General features: G+C 65.7%; 1 protein-coding gene (running past one end of the window). It reads right to left on the bottom strand.

Annotation, left to right across the window (positions count from 1 at the left end):
* Positions 1–23,273: the 5' portion of a pyridoxal-phosphate dependent enzyme gene (locus ACQP2U_RS24415; RefSeq protein WP_433709615.1), read on the bottom strand. It extends 24,142 nt beyond the left edge of the window; 23,273 of the gene's 47,415 nt are visible here — the first part of the coding sequence; it begins with the start codon at positions 23,271–23,273; its stop codon lies beyond the left edge, outside the window.

Here is a 23,273-nt window from a genome sequence, read left to right on the forward strand (position 1 = left end):
TCGGGGCCAAGGTCAACCGGCTCGAACTTCAGCCATCGCAGCATCCACGACAACTGCTCGGCAGCCCGCAGCAGGCGGGACTCGACCGTGTCGATCGAGACGCCGAATTCTGCCGCAAGCTCATCGACAGGCACCCCATCGATCCAATGCCGGACCGCAAAGTCCCGGCAGTCGACCGGAAGTTGCCGCAACGCGGCGACAAGATCGCGCCTGCGGATGTCCAGCCACGATGTCGGATCCGACGACTGACGCATCACGAGCGACACCGCGAGCCACTGATTGGCCGATCGCAGCAAAGACGCGGCAATATCCGGTTTGCAGTTCAGCATTCGCGCGATCGCGTCGGCACGGTAGCCCGCGAGCCGCGCCAGAACGGCGCCCCGGAGGCGCGACAGCATCGTGTCCACGAGGTCCCAGAACCCGTCCTGATCAGCGAGCCCCAGGACACGCACCATGGGCCAGAGCCAGCCGGACCGGGTACTCCTCTCTCGGTCACGTAGATCCAGCCCGGCGGCAGCCGCAACCCGCAGACGCGCGGCGTCGGCGCCTGTGCGGCTGGCCTGGTCCCGATTCTCCGGCAGTTCCGCGCGGTCTCGCTCAATCTCCTCCGCGCGCGGCCTCGGCGCGGGTTCGAAGTCGCGACGGGACGCGCGGACCACCTCGCTCAGCGGTTCCAGCACGCTCGCGAGCTGGCGGCTCACCTTACGCCCCGCCAACCAGCCAGAGAGGTCGACGAGGAATCGCTCGCTATCGCGATCCACCCGGCTACGCCAGTCCTTCCCGGCGGCCCGCCTAGCCGCCGCGCGATCGGCACGGTCATGCAGGGCACGGCGACCGAGATCGGTCTCCACCACCGCGCTCGCCGCCCGCACCGCCGCCTCCGGCGCCTCGTCATCGGAATGCCCGGGCGACAACGAAATCGGCAGCCACTGTGTCTCCGGATAAAGCAACGACAGGTCCCGACACAGGTCGTCACGCGAATCGAAATCCATCACCGCAACCGTGGAATTCGTATCCGCCACCCGCAGCCGCGCCTTGTGCAAGAACCCGGTGAGCCGATCACGCGCTTCCGAATCCCACAGCGCGGCATCTACCAAGCGGCGCAGCCGGTCGCGGTCGACAGGGCGAGCCTGACCACACTCATCGATCAAATCTCGATCAAACGCCGCAGCCGCATATTTCAGGCTTGCGTCGAGGAACAACATCTGTGGCTCGAGCCTCTGCGACTTCGCGTCGGCGACATCGTCGACCATATCGGCCACCTGTGCGAGAACAAACTGTGCGACCTCGCAGTTACCGTCAAAGCGGCTGCGTATCTGTCTCTTGCGCGCCCGACCCTCAACCTCCACCCGAGTGCCCTCGAGCTCAACAGCGTCGCGACGGCGACGCACGTTGGCCCGCCGCACGCTGGCCCCCCGTCTGACGAGGTGCACCGCGAAGGCGACACCAGTCGCGGCCATGAGGGCCGCGGCACCGTCGCCGACAGCCTGACTGCCAAATTTGGCGGCCACCTCACCGCCGCCAAGAGCTCCCAGTGCCGAAGCGAAGCTCGTCGCCCCGAGAATCACACCACCCACCCCGCCTCTGGATTGATCGGGCACCGTCTGCCATTGCACAGCGATCATCCGACTAGTCAGGACGGCCGCGGTCGCGCCGAGCCAGAACTGGCTCGCCGCGATGAGCCACGGATCGGTCGACGACGCGTTGGCAGTCAACGCCGCCGCGTAACTCGCGATCCCACCCATATTGAGATGCGAGACCTTTATCTTGTCGATCGCGTCGGTGAGCTTTTTCGGCCAGAACAAGAGTGAAAGCGAACCCCAAGCGGCTGCGCCCAGCACTACGACATCGAGCCCGCCGGACCAGCCGCTCCCGGACAGCACATCCACCATGCGAAGATTCACTGCCCCACTAGCAATGCGGGCCAGGAAGGAACCCACCAACAGTTCGAGGAGCGGCCCGTTTTGCCGCAGTTCCCCCACGCTGTCATGAATACCTCGGACGAGGCTGCCTCGTCGTTTGCGGGTCTGGGGCGGAAAGGAATTCCACAGTGTCCACAGTGCCGCGATACTCGCCCCATACGTAGCCGCGTCGACGGCGAACGGAAGCCACGGTTCCACCTCCGCCAAGAGCGGGCCGACCGCGAAACCAAGAGTACTCGCGAGCGGCGTGGTCACTGCGCCGAACCGACTTCCGGCAGACTGCTCCGACGGGGCGAGGAAAGCCGTTGCCGCCGGTTGATAGCCTGCGGCAAAGAACCCACTACCAAGGCCTTCCAAACCCATCAGCGCAGCCAATGCCGGACCCAAATGGGGTGCGTGGAACGCAATCAAAGCAATGGCGGACGTGACCGCGCCGCCGGCGACCAATTGTGCGGCGAGCATCATCACGCGACGATCACGGGTGTCGGCCATTTGCCCGGCAGGAAGCGCGACAAGCCCTGAAGCCCACACCGAAGCGGACACGAGACCGGCCGCCGTGATCGACCCGGTAAGCTCTTTGACCACCACCGCCGCCGCGGCCTTCTCCGCCACGCTTCCGGCCAGATTGAAAACTTGCGACGACACGAGAAGCGAGTGCTTCGGATTCGCCCGCCATACCGCCAAATTCGACATCTGCACGACAGTTTCCGCGAATGCGGGATCGCCGGGGAGGATCAGTCCGTGCTCGGCCGGGGTGGGCGTGCTCTGTCCAAGGGGTGTGAGGGCCACTCGTTGGCCGGCTCGGAAGGCTTGGCGCGGGACGAAGAGGCCAGATTTCGGATCCAATACATGCAACCCGTCCACCGCCTGCGGCCGGCCCGACCGCTTGCCATGGTCCGGCGACGCACCGATACGCTTGGACTTGCCGTCCTCGCCCCACGACGACGGCTCGGTTAGCAATGCCTCCAGCTCTGCCCGCGCCTCCTGAATTTCATCGAACGACCGTTCGTCGGATGTCGCATCCGACCTCTCGGCGGCGGGAAGAGGTTGGTATTGGCTGCCGGGCTTGGAGAATCGGACGATCGCCTCGCGGTGGTCACCGGGGATATTGCTGTCTGTCCTTCCTGGCGCGCCAGGTGCGGCTTTCCTCTGGACGGTCTCCGCGGCGCGCGCAGCGGACACAGCGCCGGCGGGCATCTCTGCTCCTGCGTTCGTGTCGGTCATGTCGGCGGACCCGTCGCTCGGAACCGATTGCGCGGGTTCGCCTTCGGCACCGTCAACGGCTGCGATCGCGGCGGCGCGGGCTGCGGCTTGCTGGGCTTGTGCCTCGGGGGCAGCAAGGCGCTCCGCAACATGCCGCAGCCGCTGACCACCCTCGGTCGTCGAACCGGTAAAGGCACGCATGCGGGCGATGAGGCCACGCAGATCCAGCACGTCGACGGCCTCGCCCGCTTTCAGCCGCGACACCGCCGCCTCCACTTCATCGATTGCTGCTTCCGCACGCGACTTCGCAGGGACCTGGTCAGTCGAGCTATCTGCCGATCGGGGCGTCTGCGACCCAACCTCGGGGTCCCACCGGTTAAACCTGTTGAAGCTCAATCCGTTGCCGGTTCCGCCCTGGCCACCTATGCCGCCTTGCTGCATCTGGTCGAGCAGAGTCGGACCGTTGTCGAGGTTCGACTCCTCGACTGGAACGCTCCTGTCTTGCCGATCGTGGATTTCCGCGACAATCGTCCGCTTTTCGACCTCATCGGCCGACGATCCACCAGGGTCGGCAATGTCACCTTGCGGCGCCCGGGCGGACTGCTCGCGGCCGACGCGGAGCAGGACGATGCTGCCGAGTCGGGCCGAGTCGGCAAGGTCGTGGACGGCTTCCAGGAGCGTTCGCGACCCGGTGAGGGCCGTAGCCGCCAGAGCAGTCGCCGACCGGCCCCCGAAGGTGCGGTCGGCGGCGATCAACAGTGCGCCGTCGCCCATCAGCTCATACGTCCGCACCGCCTGCGGCAGTCCGGTCTGCGCCGGCGCAAGAAGTTGCGATCGCCCGCCATCGCTGTCGTTCAGCCACGCGGCACCGCCGTCGCCGATCCGACCGACTGTCACCGACGCGCCGTGGACAACCGCGAACGTAAACGTGACCGACGGATTCTCGCGACGGCCAGTAATTACCGCGATACTGTTCCGCGCGGCATCGACCACCTGCCGCACCGCCTCCTCCACGGGAGTGCCCCGGCCGAGCGAATCGTTGAGAATTACTGTCAACGCCCGGATTATCTCTCCCGGCCGCCACCCCGGCTGCAGGCCGTCGCCGACGACCGCGAATCGGTACTCCCGCCCACCGTGGACCATCACGGCGAAATGGCAAGGGTTCTGCGACCGGGCAGGCTCGCCGAGCGCGGCGACGGTGTCATTCCATGCGGCCACGGTGCCCGGCTGCGCGGGCACGGGGTTCAACCACTGGCGAACGCTATGCAATCGCTGCGCGAGCCGCTCGTGCCGCGGCGCGGCCGCCGCATCCGGAAGCGGCGGCCGTTGGTACTCGTCGATCCAGCGGACCGCACGGTTCAGCAAATCGAACTCGCGCAGCCGTTCCAGGATCTGCTCCGCACGCGGATGCACAGCGACGAGTCCGGCGGCAGCGACAAAGCTGCCCTCGGCCAAGGCCCGAAATACCTCGCTCGGGTCGGCAGGCCTATCACGCTGCGGCTCATCATCATATGGAGCAAGCTCTTCGGATCCGATCAGCGTGTGCAAGTCTGCTGCGGCATGAGCGATCCGATGTTCCAACTGCACATGCAGCTCAGCTAGCTCGTCCGCGTCCAGACTCAAGTCGGCAGGCGTCGCGGCCGCACCCGCCTGGCCATGTCTACCCGCGCCGAAATTTGGGGCAGACGCCGACTGCGGCGTCGTCTCAGCAGCCCGCCCTGGCTCCGCTTTCTGCACTGTCTCGGCGGCCGCCTCATCATCTCCAATTCCGCCCTCGGCGTCGGGCGTGGTCGGACCCCACCAGTCTGGGGCGTCCAGCCGTTCACCCTCGCTCGGGCTGTCATCACGTCCGATGGAGTCAGCGGCTCTCCGCGCTGTGGGCAGTTCGGCCTCATCGGCCTGGTGAGTCGCCGCGGCGGGCCGGATCAGGACGAGGCAGGGCGCCTGTTCTTGGGGGGCGGTGTCGGCGAGATCGCCGACTGCTTCGGTCAGGGCTCGCGACTGGGTTTGCGCCAGTTCGGCCAACTCGGCCGGTGATCTGCCCACGAAGGTTCCGGCATTGCCGACGAGCAGGGTTCCGTGGCCCATCGCGATATGTGTACGCACCGCAGGCAGATAACCGGGCGCGGCGACGTTTCGGCTCTTCGAAAGACCGCCGTTCCCGTCGGCCATCGCCAATAGCTGAGACGCGGTGGCGTCGGTGTCCTCGAGCCATGCGACGCCGCCGCTGCCCTTGCAGGCAGCCGTCAGCCTGCTGCCGTCGGACGCACCGATCGAGATGGTGGTCTCGGGCAACTGGCCCGCCGGCACCTCGCCCGGGAACAGGCGGTCGGTGAGATCGACGACGGCCCAGTGGGCGGCCACGATCGCTTCCCGCACAGCGATTTCCACTGGGAAACCACGGTTCAGCAAGTCCCACAGCATGTGTGATGCGGCGCTTGACGCAGTAGCGGCCGCGGCGGCCGCATGCGGGGATGCCTGCACGCCCTGACACACGATTCCGAACCGGTACTCACCGGCCTGATGTGGAACCGCTCCCGCAGAGTAACGCGCATGCGCGCCGTCCACCGTGCTGAGCGTCACGAAGCTGTCGTCCCATGGGTCCGATACACGCCCCTCCGACATCAGCCTGGTCCCGGCCAGCCATGCCCGCACGCTCCACAATCGCCGCTCCAGCCACGTGCGCCGGGCCTGGTTGACTTCATCGGCCGGGGTCTGCCGATACTCCTCGATCCAGCTCCCCGCGCGCTTGGCGAGCTCGAACTTTCGCAGCGCATCACAAATTCGCTCCTGCTCTGGGTGACCCTCGACGCGTCCGAACGCAGAAGTCACGCCCTCAGCTGCCAACACCGCCAACAGGTCGCGCGCGCCGGGGCCGACCATCGCATTAAGTTCGTACTCGGTCCGCGCCGCCTTGTAGATCAACTGGGCGGCCATCTCGTCCAGCCTCGCGGAATCCGGGGGTGTCGAGTCGTCCTCGGCCTCGGACGCCGCCGCGGCTTGTGTGCGTGCCAGGGAGTCGTGTGCACCGAGCACCACTGCACGCGCCACCCGCAACTGCACTGGATGCGCCGTGTCCCATGCCTCGATCCGCTGCCCGACCTCATGCACCGCGGCCGTCGCGGCCACGTACCGAGAGCGAGTCATGGTGTCGCCCGGCACCGGCCCTCGGACCCTCGTCCGCGCCCTCGCCCACACAGCCGACGCCGCCACATACTCTTCGAGCAGTGCGAGCAGGTCGGGCGATGTGTACGGAACCATCGACTCCTGCACGAACCGTTTCAACACCGACAACTGCGTATCGGCCTCGAAATAGACTCGCAGCGCCTCCAGCATCGGCCCGCGCCGCCCTGTCGGCAGGTCACCCGCTCCAGCCAACGCTGCCTCCGCAGCCGCCTCCGCCCCGGCCGCACTCGCCGCGCGCCCCGCCGCGACATCGACCTGGACTGCACCGGCAATCTCCCTGACCCGCCGCCACGCCATGTTGCGTTCGCGAGTCAACGCCTCTCGCGTCGCTCGAGTCGCCCGCCCGGCGGCAGCGGACGGTGTCGGAACCTCCAGGCGCCCGTGGTATTCGCCGTCGACACCGCCGAACGCCCCGACGATGGTGTCCTTCGGCGTGCCGAAATCACCCTCGTCGGTATCTGACGAAACAGGCTCCGGCGTCCATAGATCGACCGGCAGCGCCGACTCGATACGATCCGCCGACGCCGGACTCGCCTCGACGGAGGCTGCCGGCGTCTCCGCCTCGACCTCGCTCACCGGTCCCTCCGGCCCTCCGACAAGCGCCGCCTCGGGCGGCGCGGCCAACTGGACCGGGCGTGCCGACGAGTTGGCCTGCTCCCACGCGGCGATACGCTGCTCTGCGCGTTGCACTCGCTCAATGTCCGCGTTGTAGGCGGCACGCTCGACATCGGCCGGGTGCATCTGCTCCAGCGTCGCAACCAAACCGGCCAACGCCTCGACATGGTCGGCGAGCAGGTCCACCAACTCCACCGGCGCATCTGGATCGGCCAGCAGTCGCTCGAACTGCCCGAGCCTGCCCAACTGCACGACCGACTCGTCGTAGGACACCTTTCGCCGCCACAGCACGTCATGCTGGGCCACAGTAACCCGACCTCGAAGCGCCTCCACCGCCGCCAAACCAGGAGCCTGCAGCACCAACAAATCGACCTGTAAACCGTTGGCCGCAGCAAGGATCGCGACCCATCCGCGGCTACGCGTTGCCTCCAAACCCTGCCGAACACGCTGCAGCGCCTGCTCTAGGTCCGACTCCAGCGCATGGTATCGCCGAACCGCCTCGTCGACCGCCGTGAACAACGAGTCATAGGCTCCCAGGGCCATCCCCAACTGAACCAGAAGCGCATCGGCGCCTTGTGGATTTTTCCGCCATGCGGCAAATCGATACGGCCAATGCCCGGGAAGCGCCTGGATCCCTCGTTCCGCCGCCGCGAGCGCAACATTGCGCTCGCGCATCAATCGCCGAATCGTTTCGCCGAAATTCCCGGGGCGCACCGCCTTTCCCGACGTGGTTTGCGCGGTTTCTTGTACGGCGTCGTATCCGGCTTGCCTCTCACCACCGCCCGCTGCTGCGAACGCGTCGCCGTGCTCGGGCATGTCGGTCGGCGGTAGCGCCGAATCCGTTTCGCCCACACGCACCCGATCGGGAACACCCTGGCTCGGACTGCCTTCGAGCCTGGCGGATCGGATGGCGGACGGTTCGATCGACTCGTCGCCAGCATTGCGGTACGGACGATCAGTATCGATACCCATAGCGCGGAACTTCGCCAGCACTGCGGCGAGGAAATCGGCGAAATCCCCGTCGCTTGTTTCGTCCAGTGCCTGCCGAATGAGGTGTGATCGTGCCGACCCAAAGCTGTGGTTCCTCCTCATCGTCTCCGGGGCCTCGGCAGCGACGCTCACTCCGGGCAATACCAAATGCGACATGGCCGGCACTGTCCAGCGGAGTGCATCGGGATTGTCCTGTTGGAAGGCTCGGAGCCACTCGACGACCCGGCCCGCAGCCTCGAGATCATCCACACGGATCACAATCCCTTCGATCCGCTCCTCGTTGGGTCCGGAGACCTTCGCCTCATAGATCCCGGGGAAGCGCTCCGGATCATCCACGATCTCGTGCACGATCCTTCGCGCGAGATCCGCCCTCGCCTGAATCGTCGGATTCACGAACACGCGATACCGTTTTCCCTGCGGGTCTTCAGGAGTGAAATAGACGAAATGCACGCGAGTGGGATCGATCCTGTCGAGATTATCCGGTGTCAGCCGAGGGGCCTCGCCTCCCTGCAGCTTCGCACTCCTTGAAATTTCAGTCTGGCGCTCCTCCAGTATTTGCGCCATGCTGCGCATAAAGGCGCCTGGATCATCGACAACGCTGTTCACGTCCAGCCCGTTGTACATTTCGTAGACATCCAGATAGTTGGAAATGGATTCCCTGTTGTCCCATACCCTCCGCAGGAAAACTTCCATGCTCTCTCGCGACAGCGAAGGCGGCGCTTCACCGTTCAACCGAAACGACAGCTCCCTGATCACGAGCAGATCGTCGAACGACATGCCGCTTGAGAGTTTCTTGTGCAATTCATCTATGTTCCGGGGCCGGGCGAACACATCAGCAAAATCCGCGATTGCTCGATCGACGGCCTGTCGCAGGTGTGGTGGCATCTGCGACAGGTTTCCGGGTGCACCTGACACCAAACGATCCGATTCCCCGGCCGAAGAGCCCTGCTCAAGCGGCTCTGGGGTCCACCGCGAATCGGTTGTCGGAGCCATCACCGCATAACGCCACGGAACCTTACTTGCCTCATTCTCAGCGGCCGGACGGTCGACGTTCGCCCGGTCGGGCTCGCGCTGCTTCCCGTTTTGCGGCGCGTCCTCGGGTGCCTTCGGCACGGCGACGACAACCGGTCGACGCTCGACCCTACCGGCCGAAGGCCCTGCACCGACAGGCGCGAGCGGTGCAGGTACCAGCGGCCCAGTCCGATGCGAATTCGCTTGCTCCCATTCGATAATACGTCGCTCGATCCGATGAACCCGCTCGGTCGCCGCGTCGAACTCCGCGCGTCGAACCTCGCCCGCGTTCATCGCGTTCCGCGTCTCGACCCACATCATCGACACGGTCAGATGCGCGGCAAGCAGATCCTTCAGCTCCGTTGACACATCCGGTTGGTTTGCCTGCGCCACAAACTGATCGACCCGATACAACTGGGCACAGACCTCGTCATAAACAAGTTTCCATGCATGTACCGCGACCCGCTGATCACTTGACGCTCGAGCACCCATCTCAGCCAACGCGTTCACTCGCACTGCATCGAGCGCCCGGCGAGTACGACCGACATCGCCTTGCCCGGCACGCATGAGGACCATGCTCCCGGGCTGGCCGGAGTTGGCGAGGTCCTGGATGGCGTGCAAGAGAGTTCGCGCTCCGCTGTCCTCGGTAGCGGGTCGCGATGCGATGCGCGCGGTGGCGGCCAGAGCAGCGGCCGACTGGCCCCCGAAGGTGCTGTCGGTGCCGATCAGCACGGCACCGTCGCCCATCATCACGTGCGTCCGCACCGCCTGCTGGGGTTCGGTTTGTGCGGGCATCAGAAATTGCGGTCGCTCCCCGTCGATGTAAGGGAGCCACGCAGCGCCGCCGTCGCCGAGCCGACCGATTGTCACAGATGCGCCGTGGACAACCGCGAACGTAAAGGTGACCGAGGGATTCTCGCGACGGCCGGTGATCACCGAAATCCCGTCCCGCGCGGCGTCGACCACGTGCCGGACGGCGTCCTCCACTGGGGTGGCACGACCAAGCGAGTCCTTGAGAAGCACTGCCAGCGTTTGGAGTATCTCTCTCGGTCGCCACCCCGCCTGGAGACCGTCACTCACGACGGCGAATCGGTACGTCAACCTACCGTCGCCGACTTCGGCGAAAGCAAACGGGCTCTGCGCCGGGACGGACCCGCCGATCGCCGCGACGGTGTCATTCGGCAGGGCCACAGCACCCGGCCGCGCCTGCGCGGCGTCAGCCGCTGCGGAAGACGGTGTTGGCACACCGATTTCATACTCGCCGTATCGGCCCCCGAAGCGGTTCAAGGTCGGGCTACGCGGGTAGTCGAAGTCACCCACGTACGGTCGATCGGTCGGGGACCGACCAGCCGATTGAATCGCACTATCTCGGGCCGCGACGTTGAGCCTCATCGGGGTGACTGGTGGGGTCTGCTCGGATTGACGGCGGTGCAACACGATTGCGTTTTTGATCTCGGTCAGCTCCTGGCCGGGGAGTCCGAGTTCGACGTGCTGTGCGTCCAGCACTTCGCTCGCGCCCAACTGCTCCACGATGTCCAGCCATGCCGACAGCCGCAGCAGGAGGGTCTGGAACAAGCCGGCCATTGTCGAGTCTGGTGCGAGCTCTTGCGACCGCAGCTCGTTGACGAGCTCCAATGAGTGGAGCACCGACATCGTGAACTTCGCTGCTCGCCGCAGCCGCTTGCCGGATTCCGACTTGGTGTCGACATGCTCGAGCTCGTTGTCGATCAGGTTGCGGTCGGCCAGGCCGGTCGGATCGGGCTGCTGGTCATCGGGGACGTCACGGTGATCGCTGAGATAGTCGCTATACGCCTGCTCGAACTTATCGGTCGCCGTCGTACCGAACTCCGCCAGCCGGGCCAGCAACGCGTCTGCGTCGATGTTGATTTGCGCACGTAGGCCCAGCGGCTGGGCACGGTAGATGCGGAGCGCGTCGGCGAGCGAAGGCGTCCTGGCGATCGGGAACCGCTGCTCCGACCCGGTTTCCAGCAGCTGGTCCAGCGTGGGGACCTGACCCAACTGTCGAAACAGCAGATTCAGCGCCTCTTCGAACCGGCTGCCTTCAGCCAACAACAGTAAGACTTCGCGTAGTTGGTGGGTGGGCAGCAGCGCCAACGCGGTCGCGAGCGGCACCGACGGGAACACCGCTAAAGCATCAGCCCGCGCGCCTTGCACGGACGGCGTAGTCGAATCCAGCTTGGCGAGCGCTTTCTTCGGACTATCCATAGACAACACGCCCACCCCCCGGCGCAACACCTCGTCTGTGGGGACTGCCTCCTCCGCCAGCTCAAGACGGCCCTCGGCGATGTAGCGCAGAAGGTCTCTGCGCTGTTCTTCCGGCAGTTTCCGCAACCGAGCAAGCACGGCCTCAACCCCCGCCACGATCTCCGCGACTTCCCGCAGCTCGGCCGCGACGAACCTGCGCGCCGCCGCCATATGCTGGTCGAGCCATGCGCGCGTGCCGTCGTCGGGGGCAGCCGCAGCGACAGTTGACGCCGTTGTGACCAACGCAGCAACGGAACTGGGCGCAGCGCCGGGACGGGTTGAAACCTCGCCGGGGTCGGCTTGCGACGGGACGGAGGCACGGAAGACCCAGTACATTGGGTCGTCCTCATCGTCGTCCGAGGCCACATCCTCGAAACCCGCTGCCGCCAGACGAGAGGTCACCAAGGCGTCGTCCAGGACATTGCCGTTCTCGGTCCGCAACCGCACCACCAACTGGCCGCCAGCACCCAGCACCCGGAACAACTCCGACGCGCCACTACCCAACGACAGCGGCGTCGCCGCCTCCGACAACATCGGAAGATCCACCACCACACGCTCAAACGAGCCGTCCTCGAACGGCAACGACTCCACATCCGACCACACGTCGGCCCCGTCCGGCGACACCGTCGACACTGACACCACACCCGGCCCCACGCCCACGCTCGGCCCGTTCGCGACCATCAGCGTCACCCCGCCGGCCGACGCCCCGCCGGCCCCCGCAGTCGTTGCCGTCGCCGCGCTTGTCGTCGTCGCGGCACGGGCCCGCGCCAGCGCCTGTTGCGCCGTCGCGGTACTCGCGTTCGCCGAGGCCGCACGCACCGCACGGAACACTTGCGCCTGCACACGGGAAACAACGTTGGCGACCAGATCCGCGCCCACCACCGCAGCTAGATCAGACCACTTGTTACGGAACTCGGGGCGAACCTGCTCCGACCGGGCCACCCGCCACTGACCGTCTACACCCCGCACCAGGAACCACCCACAATTCTCCGCGAGCCGGATTTCCTCCCACATCACCGGCGGCTCCCCCGATGCAGGATCCCACCACGCAGGTGCCTCGACACCGCCCGCGGCAACGTCGCCCTCCCACACACGTCTCAACAAGTTCTTTACAGAGTTCTCCAACTGCTCGACAGAGCTCGCGGTCAAATCCGCACACAACACGGCGCTGCGCGCCACGGTGTCGCCCTCCGCCCCCGCCACATACTCACCTGGCTGAGCCACTCGCCACAGGTCGCGGTCCTTCACCAGCAACACCGGCTGCCCGGGCAACACCTCGAAAACCCGAGACTCCACCGACGGGTCGCCTGCCCACACCGGCGGCCCTTGCCGCACACCACCACGCACCGTGGTGCGACCACCACCACCGGTGCCACCGCCCCCGGCATCACCACCGGCAGCCGCCGGCCCGGACACGATAATGTCGAGGTCGGCAGGCAACGGCTCCAGTGCCGGCACGTAAGCCTCCGCCGCCGGAGAATCCTTACTGGGGTCCGGGGGGCGGTTCGGCGCGTCCTTCGTCGGCTCCGAGGTCGACGATGCGGGCCCTACGACCCGGGTGTCGAAGCGTTCCTGGGACGTGCTCGTCAGCGTGTATTCCACCCGGCCGTCGGTCAACCGCAGCGCAGGGATCGTCTGCCGACGGCGGTTGCTCATCGTCGTGACCCCCACGATCTGCGACCGCGACACCAGATCGACCTGCCCGCCACGCAGCGGCGTGTGCAATGTCAACGCACCGTCCGGACCGATCGAGGCGAACAATTCCTGGTCGCCGTGACGCAACCGCATGATGTTGCCCAAGACAGACTTGAAGCCGGCACCCTCCAGTTGCTCTAGAAGCGGCACCCCCGAGGTCGCCACAGTCTCGAGCGCGGCCACCGCGAGCAGGTCGGCACCCGCCATCACAGCGCCGCTGCCGGGCAGGTAGGAAGTCGCCGCCACCGCGCCACTGCCGGGAAGCGTCACACTCGAATAACGCGCGCCACCAAACCGATCCAACGACCGGAAATACACCTTCCGCACGTCGCCGTCCGATTCGACGACCACCGAGACACCGGTCCGGCCGGTCAGGTCGGCCCGCGACGTGAAATCCTGATGCAAGCGAAGCCCGTCCGCGGACGTTTCGATCAGGAACCCACCACCGCGGTAGAAAGCCTCACCCAGCTTTTCGATATCCCCCGACACGGGCTCATTGGTCTCGGCCCGCGCGGCGGGATGCCCGGTCCCGGTCTGGGGCTGTGCCCGGTCGAGCGCGAACCGCGCCCGGCCCTCGCCTGCGTCTCTGGAGGTAACGGATCGACCGGGCCCGGGCGCGGCCGGGTCGCTCGGAAGGCCGAGGAGGGCGGCGGCGGACGTCGCGGTCTCGTCGGGTGCGGGTGTTTGCGCCTGGTTCTGTTGCTGCGCCAGGCGGACATCGAGCACGCCGAGATTCGTGAAGGCATCGAGGAACTCGCACACGGCTGCTTCCAGCGCTGTCGTGTCGATCTCGGTGACAGCATCCTCCGCCTCGGCAACTGCAGTGTCGGTCGCGTCGGTCGAGTCGCCCTCGGTCGCGTCGGAACCCGGAAGGGAGTCGAATGCCGCACCAAGCGCCTCGACTGCATCGCGCGTCCGAGTGCGCGCCGCCAACACGTCGGGTCGGGTAACCGGCTCTGCCGCGGTCGTTTCCGATGTCGCCACGGCGGCGCGCTCGAGCGCCTGGGTGGCTGCGCGGAAGTCGCCGATCCCAGCGAGCAGCAGCCACAGCACGGGCTGCTCGAGATCACGACCACCGTCCCCGGTGACCAGACCCGTGATCAAGCGCGCGATGTCACCGTCGGCGGCTGAGTCGTTGCGGAACAGCACCGTCGGATCGCCCGTAACGCCGACCCGCGCCGCCGCCGCCGCGACACGGCCTTGCAGGACAAGCCAATCCAGCACCGGCTTCGTGACGGCGGACCCGCCGATCAGCGTGCGCCCCGCAGCATCGACCATCGCCGACGCCTGCGGCGTCAGAACCGACTGCGCCGCGGACCGCACCGCGCCGGACGGATCGAAGGCGCTGCGCGGCGCCACCGGAGGCAGCGTGGTGGACTGCGGGCCGACGGAGGGGTCGATGGACTGAACCCCGACCGGACCCGACGGGGTCTGAAGTGCACTCGGACCAGCAGGGGCGGTCTCCTGCTCGGGCTTCACGACCGGTTTAGCGGCCGTGAAAACAACCGTATAGCCGTCTTCCGTGTCTTGGAAATCCGAGTCGACATCGGCGAAGCCTGCCTGCACCAACGCCTGCTGCATAAGCTCGACTTCAGCCTCGAGGTCTTCGGATTCGGGGCGCCACCCGGTTTCGATCCACACCGGGGCACCGGCGGCGGCCACCCGGAACAGTTCCGACATTGCCTTCGGGGTGCGCGCCAGCCAGCCCATGCCTTGCACCACCTGCCGGACGACTACTTTTTCGAAGGTCTCCTCGGGTATCAGGTTGAAGTTCTCAGCACCCATAAACGCATGTGCACGGGCATCGTGCCAATCGGTCACATACCCGGCGCCCGGCGTCTGCTGATAGGGGACTACCACGTCGGAGACCAACAGCTCATCTTTTGCAGGCTCGTCGGATCCGGTCAGGAAGCCGAGGACCAATGTCGCTGGTTCCTTGCGTTCCCGCAGCGCGCGCATGCTTCGCCGGAATTCCTTGCCCCTTTTACTCGCCGCCCATCCAGCCAGCTCTGTTTGCCGCAGTCTGCTCAAGATCTGCCGTTGCAGTTCCTCAGGGTCTGCGGCGCGGAGGGCGGCACAGTACTTCGCATCGCGAACGAGCGCTCCGTTCAAGACGCCTTCGCGTAGTTCGTGCGGCTGCGCTACTCGCCACGGCTGCTCACCATTGGTCGCAGAATCGCGCACCAGCAGAAAGCCCCAGTTCTGGACAGGTTCCCAAGCCTGTAGTTCGTCGGGATCCGACTCGCCGACCCACAATAGCCGCAGACCTTCGTCGGGTCGCCGTGTCGCCTGTTCCAGCTCGGTGGCGTGGAGCAAGGTGAGAAGTTCTTCGACGATCCCCAAGGATTCCGCTGCCGCCCATAGCTGTTCGGCAGCCGACCGCAGGAGCGCAGTATCCTGCTCACTCAGACCCAGAGAGTCGGTGGCGGCGGAAAAGCCCTCCTCGGTGAGCATCTGCGCAATCAGGCTGGTAACCGACGTGCGAGAAGGAGCCTGGCCGCCGTCGGCGCTTTCGTCGTCGTCGGCGTGGGCATCGACGGCGGCGGCGAGACCCTGCAGTCGCTTCCACGCACGGACCCACACCATGGAGGCCACGGCAGAACCGCGCAGCAGGCCAGGCGCCGGACCGCCCGACTGGCGCACTTGGGTAAGCAGTCGCAAGTGATTGGTCAAGGCTTCGACAACGGCCCCGTTCTCCGCTTGCTGACCGCCCATGATCTGCGCGTTGATCAGCAGCTGTTGGATTTCGGCGTAGGTCCAGGCATGCCGGGTGGAGAACACAGCCTCCAGCGCCTCGACGGAATCCTCTTGTTCGTCCTGCTCGGTGTCGGCTTCCTTCGGCGCGGAAACCACCTGCTCAGATATCGGAGCCGTCCGGAGAGTCATATCGGTGGTCTGGTCACTATCGCCTGTACCGTCGCCGATCGAAACTGTCGCCGATTCGCTTCCGACGGGTACGAACCACCCGGCCTGCCGGGCTTGCGCCTCCAACGCTGCCAGCCTGGACAACCCGGCGGCACTGCCGGCCTCGGCAGCACTGTATGCCTCGGTGACCTGTTCAGCGAATGCAGCGCGCTGCTGGGTTTCTGCTTCGGACACCTCGACATCGCCGAGATCGGCTGAGGGATCAGCCCAGTCGGCAACGCTGGCGACAAATTCCTCGGCTCTGTCCATATCGAAGGAATCGGGACCGTCACCTGGCTGCGCCGAGCTGGCGGACCCAGCACTCTGCGCCTGTCCAACCTGACCGCCACCGCTGAGCATCGGTGCGGCGAGAGTGACCATGCTGTGCTGCGACGAACCAACGGTGGCCGACGGCACGCTCGCTCGACTGGATCCCGTCGACGATGCGTCCTGCGCGGGGGCGGCCGGCGAGGCGAGCGCCGGGTTGCCGCGGCGAAGCTTCCGCGCAATGCTCGCCTGGGCCTCCGCCGCTCGCGCTGCCTTGTCGATCATCGAATTCGTGGCATCTTCACGCTTGGCTTCGGCCGCTTTAACATTCATTTCGGCCTTTTTGAGCGCCGATTCCGATTCTTGCTGCTCGGCCGCCGTCTGCTCGGCCACCTTGCGCGCCTGTTCAGCCGCCTGGCGAGCTTGGTCAGCCTTTCTCGCCGTGACAGCGGTGTCGCTCTTATCGGACACAGCGTCGGTGGCCGCAACGGACTGAACGGCAGCCTTGGCCACAGCATCAGCGGTCTCCGCTCGAGCCGCGGCATCGGCCGCGGCAGACTTGGCGGTCTCGAGCCGGTTGGCCACCTCGTCACGTTGCTTGATCGCAAGGTCGGCGGCTCGCTCCGCTTTGACGTGATGGATGACCGCGACACCGACACCGGGATCCCGCGCCTGCCCGTACTGCCGGTTGGTGTAGGAGTCGACGACCCAGGCATCGCCTGGCTCCCCATTGCGTGCCGCACGCGCAACCCGCTGCCAATTCTCGGCGGGGCCATCCGGATCGGCGCCCACACATACGACACGGAGTCCACCGAGTTCTCTGACACCCTGCCCGAGCGCGATATCGGCGCCACGACCGAGCAATCCTGTCGCTACCGTCACTTTGCCTTGCTCACCGGCATGCTCTTGAATGTAGATCAGATGCTCTTCGGCAAGCGCATTCGCATCTTTATTGAGAACCAGCTCACGGTGCTTTTCCGGATCGAACCAATCAGCATTCTCAGACGACTGCACCCATTCCATATTCTCATGCTGCAGGAACCAGTCGGCGTCGACCCGATTATAGTCGATGCCCTTCTCGTCCAGCATCTTGCAGAAAGTGCCGACCATATCGTCGTACGGCGTGATGGCAAGCACCGGTCGATGTTCTGCGTGCGCTTCCTCGAGCTTTTCCAGAGCAAAGCCATACATTCCATCATCGGTTTTCGGGACCCGCCGGAAAACCTTTAGGAGTGATTTGTAATAGTCATTGATGCGCATCAAGCCCTTGACATTGAAGCCTCGCTCCTTGATCTCCTCAGCGGCAACACCCTCGAGCGTTCCAGACATGCAGAAGATGGTGTCATAGTTCTCTTTGTTGTAGCACTCATCGTTGGCGATGCTCTTCGCCGAACCCTCATCACCGTCTGCGGTCATGTCCGCGCCATGCTTGGCCTGAACAGCTTGTTGGAGACCGTCCTGCCATTCGCTTTCCGTCGACAGCTTCGCATCACGCATCGGCTTGCCATCGGTGTCGAGCAGTACGATCACTTTTCTACCGCCAGCGTCGATATGCACCTTGTAATCACGGCCCAGAATTCGATATTCACCCTGAACTGTCCGAGTAAACATCTTCACGTCGTCATCGGTAAATTTTCGCCCCGGCTGCTCGAGCCGCTCGGCCCACAGTTTCTCCGCCTTCGCCAACACCTTGTCGGATATCACCGGATCGCCGCCGGCGACCCGTCCCAACATACCGAATACCCGGCCACTTATCTTGAAATCTTCGTCAGTGAGGTTGCCCGCAGCTTTCTGCTCTACGAGGAATTTACGCATTTCCAGCCATTCGGCAGCTCGGGGAGGCTCCATCTTGTCGTCCTCACCTACGCGGAGGTAGTGCGGAGTGTCCTGGAAAACAAGAATTCGGTCAGCCTCGTCGAGAACAACGAAGCGTCCAGGCGGCCGGTTGTCATACAATCTACTGGTCTTGTTCTCACTATCTGTGAGGACAACGATCGTCGGTACATATCCCTCTTCGGCCGCGTTTTCCGGCCCCTCGAAAGACGATGAATGGGGATCCCATCGAATAATCTGACGGTCCAGCAGTTCACCCAAATGGCTGTAGAGATCCTTCACCGCCCGGTTGGCGAGCGTCTCAGTCGTAGTGGCCACCTGACACACACCCTCGCGGGCACTGACCCACAAGGCGACCGCACCACCCACCAAGGTCTTACCCTGAGCAGTGCTCATCTGAGCCATGACGCCGTCACGGCCGCCCAGCATCGCCCACACCTGGTTCCATCGCATCACCTTGCCCAAGAGGGTTCGGCCCAGCAGCGTAGGAGACGTCGCGCGGCGTATCGACTCCAGGATCGACACCATCGCCTCCAGCTCGGTACCGTTTCGCTGCATCTCATCCAGCTCCGGGCCGGACAACTCCTTCATCGCCCCCCGAATGGTTTTGTAGTACCGCAGCACATGTATTGCCGCCCGGCGATACACATGCGTCTCGCGCAAGGTCGGATCCTTGGTTGTTTCCGCGCGGGACTCCCGAAGTGCAGCCAGCTTTTCGAGCGCACGCTCACCCCCGACCTTGTCCTTTGCCTCCCGCAACGCCGGATCGAGCAACTTGCCCAGCTTGTCGTGTAGCCGCGCCTCCCGCACCGCCGCATCGATCAACCTGGCCAGCTTGTCGTGTAGCCGCTGCGAAAGCGATCGCTTCCTCGGGTGATCGTTCCCAGTGGGCTTCGACGAATCGTCGGTCGAATGTCCCTCATCTCCCGCAGTATTCGTCTTCTGTCCGGCACCGTGACCGCCATCTCCAGACGGCACCGAGTGCGCCGCACCCTGCTTCAACTGTGCAGCCTCATCAGAAGAACCGGGCTTCCTGCCCTCGTCCACAGTGGTCCCGGGCTCGGACTTCTCCCCAGTGGTTTTCTCCTCGGCAGGCTTGTATTTGCCCTCGAGCGCCTCGACGTCCGCGTCGGCATTCTTCATCGCCTTGCGCATATCCGTCAGCCGCGGATCGTCAGCGGCTTCCCGCTGCGCTTCCAGCTCGGCGAACTCGTCCTGAGGATCTGCGTGGGACACTCGCTCGTTGACAAAATCGTCGACGGCTTCGAAGTAAGCCGATCGCAGCTCCTGGGCGGTCCTACGGGCCTGGCGAACCCGAGGGTCGTCGCCGGCGTTCGAGGGGGAAAGGCCCAGTTCATCACGCAGTTGCTGTTCCCGTTCCGCGACATCGGAGTCGAACTTTCGGCGCTCGTCCGGCGGTATGCCGGCATCGCGTTCGGCTTGCATGGCCGCAAGTTCGGCGGCCCGCTCCTGGGCGTTGTCCAGGTTGCGGGTAGCCCGCAGCAATGCCTCGTACTCCACGAGCTCTGCCCGTAGTGTTGCCTGGCGATCCTCGAGGGCCGCCCGCAACAGTTCAATGTTTTCGTCGACCGCGGCCTTGCCCTGTTCGTCCGTCGCCTCCGCGAGCCGATCCTCTCGCTGGGCCACAGCCTGGTCGTATCGCCGTTGTGCCGTATCGACAGCCGACTTGGCTTCCGAGACTCGCGCACGAACGGCCTCTAGCTGTTCGGCGGCATGCATCTCCGCGGGGCTCTGGGACGCGTCGGGCTGGCGGGCTTCCTCGAAAGGATTGGGGTCGGACTGCTCCTTGGGAACAGTGGCGTCTGCACCTTTCACGGCCGTACCGGGGTCGGCCGTGCCCCGCGAGGCAGAGCCATCTGTCGCGGCTTCGATCGCGCGAGTGGTGGCCTGTTGTGCCTGGTCCTCCAGAGCCGCTCTAGCGCCACTGGCGAGCGACACCTGATCGGCCAGTGCAGCGTCCAACTCGGCGCGAGCCGCGTAATATCGGTCAACCGGCTCGCGGAACTCGGTGAACGCGACACCCAACGGCAGATCCCGCAAAACCTCCTCAGCCGCCTCGCGGCTGGTGATGATCCGATTCCATTGGTCATCACCAAGCCTCAGGCCATGTTCCGACCCAAGACGGTCGAAGCTCCTCCGCAGCCTCGATTGCTCATCAGAGGCAACATCTCGAGCCGCGCGCAACGCGTTGCGCGCGATCACCTCAGGACTCGCCCGGGTGTAGAGGCCGCACCGCTGAGCCTCCGCGTCGATCTCGTGCAGCCGACGCACGAACTCTTGGAGGGGTGTTGGCTGTGCAGCGTGCGAAATGCGGGAAGCGTCGGTTTTCGCGCGCTCCGCGGCGGCGGCTGCCTCAGTTTTCGCGCGTTGCGTTGCCACCTGGGCGTCGGTCTCCAGCCGCGCGCGGGCAGACGCCGACACCGCGCTCCGCTCCGCCGCCAGGTTCTCGCGGATGTCGTGGAATGCGCGGAGGTCGTCGCGGAACGTGTTGAATGCGGGGCCTTGGAACGCCCGCAGCGCCTCCTCGGCTTCCGCGCGGCCCGACACGAGCACGCGCCACATCTTCTTGCCGGTGTTCAGGCCGTGGGCCTTCATCGCCTCGAAACGCGCTTGAAAATCATCGGTCGCCGCGCGCAACCGACGGTCGGAGTCCGCCTCCAGCCGCGCGAACTCGGATGCGGGCTCAACGGCCAGACGCGCGACGATCTCCGCGACCGGCGTGTCCGTGGCGGGGGCGTCGGGGTTCGGCCCGAGCTGGCTCGGCAGGATCGCGCGCAACCACTGACGCAGCCGACCAGGACCACCCGTGACCGGGAGCTCGAAAGTCGGCTCCGATCGTAAGCCGTGGTAGCGAACGACGGCCTCGTACAGATCCGCGAGCTCTGACGCACCCTCGGCGGCGTACTCGGCGCGAACCTGCGGATCGATCAGGATCTTCGTCAACGCCTGGAAAACGTCGTAACGCGCTGCCCCCGAACGCAGCAGCCACACCTGTTCCTCGGTCAGACCCTTGGTCGCCTCGTAGAACAAGCGTGACGCCTCGGCGCGCTCGACCAATCCGCCCAACAAAACACTCACAGCAGGAAGATCGGCCTCGCCGCCCACCTGCTGCTCGAGCCGCCTCACCCAGTCCCCGGCGTCATCGAACCGCACTGCCGCCTCCCGCAGCGCGCGCATCCCCTTCACATCACCCGGATCACCGCCCAACGCGATCACCGCCTCATGCAGCTCCCGTTCCGCCTCTTCCCGAGCCAGCACCGTACTCACCGATCCGCCCCTGCCGAGCAAACGCTGATGATCCAGCGCGGCCCGCCGCAGCGCGTCCACCGCATCCGGGTCCGCGGTGGCCGGATCCACACCCAACGCCGCCACCGCGTCGTGCCACCCTTGCGCGGCGTTATCGCGCGCGGCCAACACAGTGTTCATCGCGTCGCGAATCGTCACAGGCCCCGGCGAGACCCCCAGAGCCGACCCATCCGACGCTTCCGGCTCCCCGCCCGGGGCTCTCCGCGTTTGTGAAACATGACCGTTGGTCGCCGAACGTCCGTCCGGCGCGGCGGCCTCGCCACCAGCCGCGGCCGAGTGCGCCGCCGTCGCCGCGGCGCCCGCCTGCTCGCCGGGGCGGCCGCTGCCTGCGGCCGGGGCGGCCGAACCCGCCTTGTCCGCCACAACCGGACCGGACCCATTGCCGTTGCCGGACCCCGAATTCGCGCCGGACGACCCGTTCGCCGCCCCGGCACCCGAAGCTCGTCCCGCCTGTCCCGCCTGTCCCGCCTGTCCCGCCTGTCCCGCCTGTCCCGCCTGACCCGCCTGTCCCGCCTGACCCGCGGTGGGGACAGCGGTAGCTGGCACGGCCCCGGTGCGGCGGTCCGATGTCACTCCCTGCCTTGCATCGAGTTCGGAGCGAAGTCGGTTGAAACCCTTCAATCCCACCTGCTGACCATGAGCAGCTTGGCCAATTGCTTTGCCATACTCCTGGGCGAGCCTGTGCTGAAAATCCTGCCGCTGCGCCTGTTCGGTCGGCGTCTCCACACCCGAGGGCGCGCTCCGGCCCGCCAGGTTGCGGTACATCTGATGAACCTGCCCGAAGTCCTCGGCAACCAAGTTCCTTCGGATGGCGAAGTTCGCTGACGTCGCGCCGGCCGCATGCAACACGCTGATCTGCAGGAACTGCTCCGGCTTCATTGAAAACGTGAAACCACCGCCGAACAACGCCGTGCCTGCGGCGCCGCCCAGTGACATACCCGGCACACTGCCCACAGTGCCGGCGACGACGCCGCTCACAAGCCGCACCGCGTCGGCGGTGTGGTCGCTCCAGCCCGCAACCAGACGCTCGGTCGCCCTAGCGGCCGGGGCGCTCACCACGTGACCGACCATCCCGCCACCGCCCCACGACAACGCCGAGGAAACGAACTGCTCAGAGTCGAAGTGCTTCCTGTTGTCCCCGAGCGCCATTTGTCCCGTCTCGATAGCCCCATCCAGCGCCCCACCCGTCAACGCCTGCTTCCCCCCGGCCACCAACCCCTGCGCCACAAGATTTTTCAACGACAGCTTCTCTGCCGCGCCCGCGACCTCCTGACCCGAAACGCTGGTGACAAGGCCCTTACCGGCAGCATCCCCGCCCGCCTTCGCCGCCGCATCCTCGCCCGCTCTAGCGGCAGCATCCTCGCCTGCCTTCGCGACCACCCCGGCACCCGACTTCGCGGCGGCATTCTTGCCCGCCTGTGCACCCAGATCGCCCGCGTCGGCCCCGATTTTAGGCAACCCGCCCTTCAACGCGTCCACGCCCGCAGTTTTCAAGTCCTCAAAACCGAACTGGGCCAGCTCCTTGGCCATCAACTGCTCCAACGCCCCCCGCTCGGCCAACACCGACGCGTCCCGAGCGACCGTGCTCTTGGCCCAGTTGGCAATCGAGACCACAATGGCCCGGCCCGCCGCGTACAAACCGGGAATCGCCGCCGAACCGGCCACCGTCGATGCCAACTGCGCCGCTGTGTACGCCGTCCACGCCGCGAACGCCAACAGCTCAGCCTTCGTGTACTCCACCGTCGCCGAGGTGTTGTACAGCATGTCGCGGGTTTGACGCATCGACGCCACCACCGCATGCAGATTGGTGGCCTTGTCCTGCAGCAAGCCCTTGCACGCCTGACGAAACTCGTCCTGCCCCTTGCCCTCGTAGGTCGCGGCGGCGCGGTTCACCCAGTCTTCGATCTCCGCGATCTTCGCTTCGAGCCGGTCGGCATAATCCCCCCAGAGATCGCCCAGTCGCGTGATCGCGTCCTCGTCCCCATCCGGAAACTCCGTACCGAAATTGAGAAAATCCGCGACATCGGCCAACCACGACGGAACACCGATTGTCAC

It is taken from the genome of Nocardia sp. CA-084685, assembly GCF_050955785.1.
Classification (GTDB): Bacteria; Actinomycetota; Actinomycetes; order Mycobacteriales; family Mycobacteriaceae; genus Nocardia.